This is a genomic window from Paraburkholderia sediminicola, from assembly GCF_046027825.1.
Lineage (GTDB): Bacteria > Pseudomonadota > Gammaproteobacteria > Burkholderiales > Burkholderiaceae > Paraburkholderia > Paraburkholderia sediminicola_D.
In genome coordinates, this window is record NZ_JAQQDU010000046.1 from 60,716 (window position 1) to 68,679 (window position 7,964).

At 59.6% G+C, this 7,964-nt stretch carries 14 protein-coding genes; 12 read left to right on the forward strand and 2 right to left on the reverse strand.

The genetic code is table 11. The annotated features are described in order from the left end of the window. Positions 1 to 7: 7 nt before the first annotated feature. The 9 genes from PQQ96_RS24010 (at position 8) to PQQ96_RS24050 (ending at position 5,289) form a co-directional block, all read left to right on the forward strand. A complete protein-coding gene (locus tag PQQ96_RS24010; RefSeq protein WP_408297314.1) occupies positions 8 to 781 on the forward strand; it encodes a hypothetical protein in 774 nt (257 codons plus the stop codon). Between the two features lie 151 nt (positions 782 to 932). Continuing rightward, positions 933 to 1,256, forward strand: coding sequence for a helix-turn-helix transcriptional regulator (locus tag PQQ96_RS24015; protein WP_408297316.1), 324 nt, complete (start codon positions 933 to 935; stop codon positions 1,254 to 1,256). Further along, entirely contained in the window at positions 1,253 to 1,507 is a 255-nt protein-coding gene (locus PQQ96_RS24020; RefSeq protein WP_408297318.1) for a transcriptional coactivator p15/PC4 family protein, read from the forward strand. The genes PQQ96_RS24015 and PQQ96_RS24020 overlap by 4 nt, the downstream gene beginning before the upstream one ends. Positions 1,508 to 1,797: 290 nt before the next feature. Beyond that, positions 1,798 to 2,409 carry a hypothetical protein gene (locus tag PQQ96_RS24025; RefSeq protein WP_408297320.1) on the forward strand — a complete coding sequence of 204 codons (612 nt, stop codon included), beginning with the start codon at positions 1,798 to 1,800 and terminating at the stop codon, positions 2,407 to 2,409. After that, complete coding sequence (locus PQQ96_RS24030) at positions 2,406 to 2,672, forward strand: hypothetical protein (RefSeq protein ID WP_408297322.1); 267 nt, start codon at positions 2,406 to 2,408, stop codon at positions 2,670 to 2,672. Before PQQ96_RS24025 ends, PQQ96_RS24030 begins: the two co-directional genes overlap by 4 nt. Next, a complete protein-coding gene (locus PQQ96_RS24035) occupies positions 2,669 to 3,127 on the forward strand; it encodes a hypothetical protein (RefSeq protein ID WP_408297324.1) in 459 nt (152 codons plus the stop codon). Before PQQ96_RS24030 ends, PQQ96_RS24035 begins: the two co-directional genes overlap by 4 nt. Beyond that, positions 3,124 to 3,618 carry a hypothetical protein gene (locus tag PQQ96_RS24040; RefSeq protein WP_408297326.1) on the forward strand — a complete coding sequence of 165 codons (495 nt, stop codon included), beginning with the start codon at positions 3,124 to 3,126 and terminating at the stop codon, positions 3,616 to 3,618. Before PQQ96_RS24035 ends, PQQ96_RS24040 begins: the two co-directional genes overlap by 4 nt. Before the next feature lie 511 nt (positions 3,619 to 4,129). Continuing rightward, positions 4,130 to 4,498, forward strand: coding sequence for a hypothetical protein (locus PQQ96_RS24045; RefSeq protein ID WP_408297328.1), 369 nt, complete (start codon positions 4,130 to 4,132; stop codon positions 4,496 to 4,498). Positions 4,499 to 4,749: 251 nt separating this feature from the next. Further along, positions 4,750 to 5,289, forward strand: a complete 540-nt coding sequence (locus tag PQQ96_RS24050; protein ID WP_408297330.1) for a hypothetical protein — start codon at positions 4,750 to 4,752, stop codon at positions 5,287 to 5,289. Between the two features lie 3 nt (positions 5,290 to 5,292). On the opposite strand, the gene PQQ96_RS24055 is transcribed toward PQQ96_RS24050, so the two are convergent. Next, complete coding sequence (locus PQQ96_RS24055; protein WP_408297332.1) at positions 5,293 to 5,946, reverse strand: DUF4145 domain-containing protein; 654 nt, start codon at positions 5,944 to 5,946, stop codon at positions 5,293 to 5,295. A gap of 83 nt (positions 5,947 to 6,029) precedes the next feature. Then, positions 6,030 to 6,635: a DUF3251 domain-containing protein gene (locus tag PQQ96_RS24060; protein WP_408297334.1), complete on the reverse strand. Its 606-nt coding sequence runs from the start codon at positions 6,633 to 6,635 to the stop codon at positions 6,030 to 6,032. A gap of 167 nt (positions 6,636 to 6,802) precedes the next feature. Here PQQ96_RS24060 and PQQ96_RS24065 point away from each other — a divergent pair, with 167 nt between their 5' ends. The 3 genes from PQQ96_RS24065 to PQQ96_RS24075 all read left to right on the forward strand — a co-directional run. Next, positions 6,803 to 7,024, forward strand: coding sequence for a hypothetical protein (locus tag PQQ96_RS24065; protein ID WP_408297336.1), 222 nt, complete (start codon positions 6,803 to 6,805; stop codon positions 7,022 to 7,024). A gap of 181 nt (positions 7,025 to 7,205) precedes the next feature. Beyond that, a complete protein-coding gene (locus PQQ96_RS24070; RefSeq protein WP_408297338.1) occupies positions 7,206 to 7,703 on the forward strand; it encodes a hypothetical protein in 498 nt (165 codons plus the stop codon). 29 nt (positions 7,704 to 7,732) lie between these two features. Further along, on the forward strand, positions 7,733 to 7,964 hold a 232-nt coding region (locus PQQ96_RS24075; protein ID WP_408297340.1), incomplete at its 3' end, for a hypothetical protein.

A 7,964-nucleotide genomic window follows, 5' to 3' on the forward strand; every position in this document is an offset into this window, starting at 1 on the left:
GCGAACAATGTACAAATACGTGACTTTCGATGCGGGCGATCGCGAGGATGACCCTAGGATCGATGGCCTGGGGCTCGGTCATATGGCCCGCGATGCGATCAGGCTTTGCATGCCACAAACGCACGGCTTCAAGGCAACGGCAAGTCTGGAGCAGGTGTACGAACTCTCCGCCTTTGTATGCGATGTGGAGGCGCAGGGGAACGCCCGTATGCTCGCTGAGGTCGGTGCCGACCACTTTTTCCCCGAGGCGGGGGCTCCGGCGCTACGCCTGATTGCTTACCTCAGTGAACCAGACACTTGGAAAGATCTTCCCGCGCCGTTTGCTGAGTTGCGAGGAAAGTCAGAAGACGACGGCCTGTTTGATCCAGTGGTGATCATGGTATTGGCGGCGCACGCGCTGGCAGAGATAGACGATGCTGTCACCTTGACCGTAGAAGACCGCGCCGTCGATGCGATTAGGTGTGTCGCTCGGGCCAGCGATTCCCTCGCGTATGCGACCGGCCTCGCGGGCTACACCGAATCAGGCTGGGTCGCTCGAGTAGACGAGATCAAGCGTCGCAGGGGCGTCGCGTCGCTCGGCGGACAAGGAAAGTCACAACGCTACAAGCCAGTCCGTGATTGGGTGATTGAAAAATATGTCGAGAAAAGCTGGGTGTCTCCCAGGCAAGCCGCGATAGAGCTGGCTCCCGAGGCGTTGGCGCTATCGCGGACACTTGGCTGCGAGCTCAGCTCGGACCGGGCATTCCAAACCGTCTACGATTGGATCTTAAAAGCCTCTTGAATTAGGAGCGCCTGATACGTGTGCTAAGCAAGCGTATTCGTATTGCTGGCAAGCGTGTGCGTATTCTTTGCACGCGGATAGTCTGATCGCAAAATGCGCTATTTAATCCGTATCGACCCGTCCAATTCCGGACGTAACCGAGTCGATACGAATGAAACCGGATCAAACTTCCACCAAACGGCGTGCGGTCAACGTGCAGCACGTAGCCGCCGCGGCAGGCGACGAGCAAAAGAAAAAAGAAGCGAAGGAGCGGGAAGAGCAACGCGTCGCGAAAGCGCTCGAGAAATTCGACAGGATGCCGGCGGCGGCCGGCGTCGGCGCGTCGGTTGTCGCTGCTCTGTGCAACTGCGCGGTCTCGACGGTGTGGGTGCGCGCTGCCCGAAACCCTGATTTCCCGAAGCCTCGCAAGATTGGCGGCCGCGCTCGCTGGAACGTCGGCGAGCTGCGCAAGCTTCTGCAGGGAGAGCCGGCATGATTAACGCTGCCGAATTGCGTCACGGTGACGTGCCAGTGCTCGACCTTCAGAAGAACGCTCGCGAGAGATTGCGCATCACGCACACGACGTTCAAGGGGCGCCCATACATCGATTTGCGCGTCTGGTTCGTCGACGAGGCTGGCGACTATCAACCCTCACGCAGCGGCGTATCGATTCGTCCGGAGCATCTCGCCGAGGTAATGCGCGGGTTGGCTTTGGCTGGTCGCGAACTGTCGACACGAGGCGCTTGATGCAGCCCTCCAAAAAGACCTTGCGGAATAGGCACCCGGGTGCGTATACTTTTTACGTGCCTGAGACAACAGGCATCCTGGATTGGCGTCCAGAACTGAATAGGCGGACAACCGCCGCCCGGCGGTATTTTTTCGTCCGCACGTCATGCGCCTCCTTCAATGGTCGGGCCTTGACGGGGGAGCGCTTGCGCTCGCCGGTTTCCTATTCACCGGTACGCCAACCTCGTCTTGTGCCCGGCCACCCCGATTGGCGTCGGGGGTCGGGTAATCCAACCCGAATAGGAGTCGCCATGCGATCCGCTGTCTCCGCTCATCTCAAGCTGTCATTACTCCCGAATTCCCTCACCGCTATCGTCGCTGATGCACTGCGCGGTGCAGCACTCGCGCCCACCGTCGGCGAAGCGCTTGACGTCGCTGGCGCCGCGTTGTGCAGCATCGCACACATTGCGCGGGCCGATCAGCCGTCTGCTCGTGACCATTGTGCTAACGAGCCGTTTTGCATCGCGCGAGACGCCGCCGATCAAACCATGCGTGTGCTCGACCGCGTCTCATATTTGCTCGAATCGATCAGCAGACTCGCGCGCGATGTCGACTCAGCAGTCGAGGATCTCGCACACATTGCTCGAGAACTCGTCGACGCCGAGACTGACAGGATTGATTGTTTGTTCACGCGCCTTGCGCATCAGGTGATCACTGCCGAGGTGCAATCAACTAGCGAAAGCAAGGGTGACGCGCTTCGCATCGGAGACCAAATCCGCAGCGTCCATGCCGGCCGCGCCGGTACCGTCGTGAAGGTCTACGCGGATGGCTCCGCTTCCGTCTGTTGGGACGATGGCGAGCCCCAGCCGGAAGGACTCGGACACGAACGGATGCCACGTCGTCTGCTGGAGGTGCAATCGTGATCGACCTTCCCAAAAAACTCCATGGCATCCGCCGCATGCTCGAGGAACTCAACGCGGCCACCGATGATCGCTTCAGCGATCTTGGCGAGCTTGGCCACGCCGTTGCGCGCCTGTCCATAGGTGGAGATGCGACCGTGCGCCAGCTCGGCTCGATCACCGCATATCTCGGTCAGGATGGCGGTGTCGAAATCATGGCCAAGATCGACGAGATCTCGGAGCATATCGATAGCCTGATCAAGCAGGTGGAGGGGCGCTCGCAATGAACGATCTCAAAGTTAACGGCGATGCGTTCGAGCGCGCTCACACGATATCGATGCAACTGCACGCTCTGTTAGCCGCCTGCACAGGGGGAGGCGGCAAGTCCTTCAGAGACCTTAACGACCTGCTTCAGGACAATTATTTGTGGTTGGCCTGCGATCTTGCCGGAGAGATTGAGAGGACCCTCAGCGGCGCGCACACGCAGGGGGACGTCGAAGAGACAGGCGTAACGCAACAGGCGCGGCGCGAGCTCGACGATTGCCGTTCCGTTCTCGTATCCATCGAGGTCGATGCGGCCGGCGATTTGAATACCGAGGTCAACATTTGTCCGGAGGACGCCAATAACGTCACCGACGCCCTGCTTCTCGCTTTGCTGAAAGCGCGTCAGGCAAGCGCTGGACAGGCGGCGGCTTCTTCGCGCAGGCATTACGCTGAGGATTCCTCACCGGAGCGTGCATGAGCCGTGACCGGCGTTTCAAGAGTGCGAAATCGAAGCGGCCGTCGGGGCGGTTCTACGCGCTGCCTGCGGCCGTGTTGCAGAGTCCAGCCTATGTCGCTCTATCCCCGCATGCAATAAAGCTGATGATGGATATGCTTGAGCAGTACCGCGGTGACGACAACGGTCGAATGATCTGTACGTGGGCGCACATGCACGAGAAACGCGGTTGGAAGTCCCGGGACACGCTGGACAAGGCGCGAGCCGAGCTGATTACCGCCGGCTTTCTGTTCGAGACTGTAAAGGGGCGCCGACCGAATCGCGCAAGCTGGTACGCCCTGACGTTCTTTTCTCTTGACGTGCACGATGATTTCGATGTTTCCCTTCAGGCGTTTCCATACCTGAAGTTTGTCGATAGGGGCATTTTTTCACCGAAATCTTCGCGCTCTAACACGGCAGGCGTGTCAACAAAAAACGCGACGCTTAACACGCCGAGCGTGTTGCACCCACCCTGATTGACACGCCGATCGTGTTAGGAGCGCGGCTATTGACACGCCGATCGTGTCAATAGAGCACGTTTCTGGCGGTATCTCTAACACGCCGGGCGTGCACCCTCTAGAGTAGCCATCTATATCAACGTTTTTGAATGTCGAAACATATTTTAAATTTGGGCAAGCCGCGCAGCGGCGCGTCAGTTTCGAGTGTGGTCAAGTCCGGCACCGCGCAGCGGTTGTCCCCGCCCTTGCGGTGGGGGCAACGGACTTGTCCATCACGGGGCGGCGCGATGGGTTTGGGAAGGGTCGACCTATGCAGTCGCCCCTTTGCGGCGAGTTTTCGCTTTGAGTGGATAACCGGAATCCCGGCCAATCGCAAGGCGAAGGGGGGCTCGTTTGACCGCACCCTCCAGTTTTACGACCTTTTCGTAAAACCACCGGAATCCCGGTAGTTTTGTTGGTGCGGTGGTCGATCGCTGTTGATGGAGACCATAAACGTATCGTCGCGGAGCGATACATTTACGAGACACGTATGAGAGATACCAAACGAAAGCGCGCCATCCTCGATGTGCTGGAGCAGCACGGCGAATTTGAGTACGGCGAATACGGCCCACCGCCCTACACCGCGACCACCATCGCTTCGCGAATCGGCGGGAGCGTGCAGAGCGTTGCGCGCACTTTGCGTGGCATGACGAAGGACGGGCTGCTCGTGGCGACTCGGGACAGGCAGGATGTATGGAACGCGATCGCAGGCGCCCAAATCGAGACAACGGTGAATGCTTATTGGAGTGCCCGGACAATGGAGCGAGACATCGAAGCCGCCAAGGCGTGGGGCGACGGATCGTCCGAGCGTTCACGTGCCGCGCTCGGTAGTATCACCGCGATGCTTGCCGGACGCTAACGCCAGATCTGGCGTTAGCTCGCGACTCGAGGAGTTTAATGCCTCAGAAGTGAGGAATTATCTTTGGATGCCCTGAATCCGGGCACCCTTGCAATGGGCGGAACTGTGCGCCACCCCGAAACGAGGTAGCGCGCTGGAGGTGGAAGTTTTCCCCCAATAGGGGGAATTAGGTAACTCATTGATTTCGAAGCACTCCCCAAAATTGGGGAGTACGTTGGCGCCTACGCAGATTTCAGATCCGAGACGGACAGATGGTGAAACACGACAACGAATATCACTTTCCGCCCGTCGAGCGGCTTCTCACGGATCTGGAGGCCTTCAGGCTGGTTGGAGAATTGCGCAGCGATCGCGGAACGCCTGATCAGGCGCGCGCGTTGATGGCTCAGTTTGTCGCCGCCGCCTACACGAACGACGGGCCGTCGCGCGAGCTGATCACGTTCGTGCGCGATGCGCTAGCCGAATATCTCGACGGCAAATCGTTGGAGGCAGCGTTCCGGGTGAAGCGGGGGCGGCGCGGGCGCCCAACCGCTGATGCGCGTGCCGGCATCGACCTCGCGAAGGTTATGCTGAGGCACTGTGTGGTCCGCGGTTCGACGGTAGAGGCTGCTGCGCTGGAGGGCGCCGCCGCGTGCCACAGTAGCCCCACTAACGCTTGGGCGGCATTCCGCGATCACAAGACAAAAGCGCTCCAAGAGATGCGTATGCGTACGGACGGCCCTCCGGAGGTAAATGAGGCGTTTCCGGAGCATCGCGACCGAATCATCCGGCTGTTCGGGGTTGCGATCGCGTAGCGGCTAGCTGCTGAATTTGGTCAGCAGGAAGCTCTCCACGAACCCGATGATGCTGTTGACATCGGGTTCCGTGAGCTTGTCCCACTGAGCGTGCAAAGCTGCGTTACGAAGCTTTGGCATAGCGTCCAAGAGCGTTTTCTGTGCTCCTCCGACCAAACCGGCGCCTTTCAGCAGATTCACGACGTCCTGCATGGTTTTGTCACCAACGTCTAACCCCTGCGTGAGAGCGTATCGCTTCAATGCATCTTCGAGCGCAGCACTCGCCAGGACCGCCGCGACATCCTTGTGACCTTCGGATAGCGAGTGCCTAGCTAGCACGACGAAATCACCGAAAACCTCCCCGGATACGCGCAGATCTACATCGAAAACATACCCACCTTCGAAATCGTCTTTCGCAGCGCAGAACACCGCATGGAGTGCCGTAACTGACTCTTCAGCCTCATTTGTTTTGGCGTACAGGTCAGAGAAATTGCGGCAATGAGGCGACGCCTCGCCAAATGCTGCGCGTATGAGACTCTCCGTGCTCGTTGCCCATTGTCTCCAAAAACCGTTGGGTACGTAACGGCCGATAGAGCCGTCCTCGTAGGCGCGATATGGCATGTTGATGAAAAGATCTTGAAGCTCGAGAAAGCGTCGAGCGAAAGTGTCGTGGATCATGTCTGGATGCGATGCTGCCTTAGATGTTCGCGCCAATCGGAGGACGCTTCAGAAAAATAGTACGGACGACTTGTGGCGCCTGGCTACTGAACGGTGCGCCGTAGATACAACTTGTCCAGCGTCGCCGTAACTGTGATGTAACCTGTCTGCGCGGCCGTCGCAGGGGAAATCACAATGTCGACCGGATTCCAAGCGCCTGGCAGCAAGTCGTTGGAAATATCGACGTCCTTCGACTGTACCGACGCCTTCCATTTCTGACCGTCGAAACCTTGCTCTCCCCATCTGGGCTTTTCGGCCCACTGAACCTGCAGCTTTGCCCCGTCGTAAGTGGCCATGTTTGGATTCCCAACCAACAACCTGAGCTTATAGCCATCACCATAGGGCTCAAGATTGTCGACGGAAATTAGCAAATTACCGAGGTTAGTCTTGGCTATTGCATACGACTTGGACGTGGGATCGAGATGTGCAGCAGTGTCACTATCGAACATCTGATCCAACTCAAGGCTGGACACGCGTACGGCTATATTAGCCGCTGTTTGCTGCGCTGCCTGAAGCTGACTGCTTAGAGCCGCGACCTGTTGCTTCAGCGCGTCGATTTCCGGCCCTGTCTTGTCGGCTGCGGGTTTCTGATCGCACCCCGCGGTTAGCGCGATAAGTGCAACGACGGCCGTCAGTTTTGATCTGTTCATCGTGTCCCCCGGCTCTCTCTCAGTGGCGGAATTCCGCCTATTTAACTGCTGTGCTTCGGGTCGCCCAGTGTCACTGGACTCCGTGAAAATAGCACGAATTATCCGCAGTGATAATCCGCGAGGCATTGCGCATAGTGTGGTCATCGTAAGCCACCGCGAGCCGCGCAATGACCCGCCAAGCTAAGCAGATTCCAGAAGCCGTCAAGGCTTTCAATGACCTTCCAGACGATGCTCGCGTGCCAGCGGAAGTCGTGACGGCGCTGTTTTCCATCAGCAATCGCACCCTTGCGCGGAGGATCCGGGAAGGCGTCATCCCGGCACCGGCGACGCCGAACCCGCGCACGTTCAACGTCGGTCGCCTCCGCAAATCTCTTCGCTCCCTCCCCTAAGAGGTCTACCAACTTGAAAATCGATCTTCGAAGCCTCCTTGGCTTGCCTGCAAAGGACTCCTTAACACAAGGACCCACGGGGGCGCCGCACAAACCCATTGGTATGGGGATGGCGCACTACCTCGGCCTTGAGACCGTTGGCGAGAAGGCGAAGGCGCTTCCGGTAAGGGCAGCGGCTGCGGTGAGCCGAACACTCAGCAGCAAGCCAGCTGCGGCACCGCTGCTGGCCCCGCAAGCCTCTCGCCCGGCAGCACCGACCGCGCCAGCGCAATCTGCTGGCTCCTCGAAGCCGTCGAGTATCAAGGAGGCGATCGCGGCCGAGCGCGCCCGCGCTGCTCAGATCCTCGCGGCTGGCATCAAGGCTGGCCAGGTCCATACGGCCTGCGCTTTTGCGTGCGACACGGACATGACAGCCGAGCAAGCCATCGCCGCAATCAACGCAGGGGCCCGGGACACTGCAGCGCAGACGGGCAACGGACGGGGGCGCCGCATGGGGCTGGATCCGGACCAACCGACTGGCAGCACGTCGCCCCGCGCGCCGACTGCTAGCGAGCTTGCCGCCCGGATCGTCGCCGCTGGCGAGAAAGCGGCCGGCCGCACTGCGCCGGGCGACGCGTCGAACCCTGTCGCCAATCGAATCCTCGCAGCTGGTGCTCGCGCCCGCGGCGAGACCGCCTAATCAACCAACCTCCGACACCGGGACCATCCATGCAACCAGTAAAGGCTCTCTCGAAACAGATCGCGGCGGCCCAAGCCGAGGTCAGTCGGCTCAAGGGCGAACGCGAACGCTGTAACGCGGCGATCGCGGCCAGCGAGTTTGACCCCACCGCGCTCGACGATCTGCGCCGGCGGCGCGCGCACGAAAACGCGCAAGCATTTATTGAGCAACGCAAGCCGGACGTCGCCGAACTCGATAAGGAGATTGCTGCGGCCGAGAAGC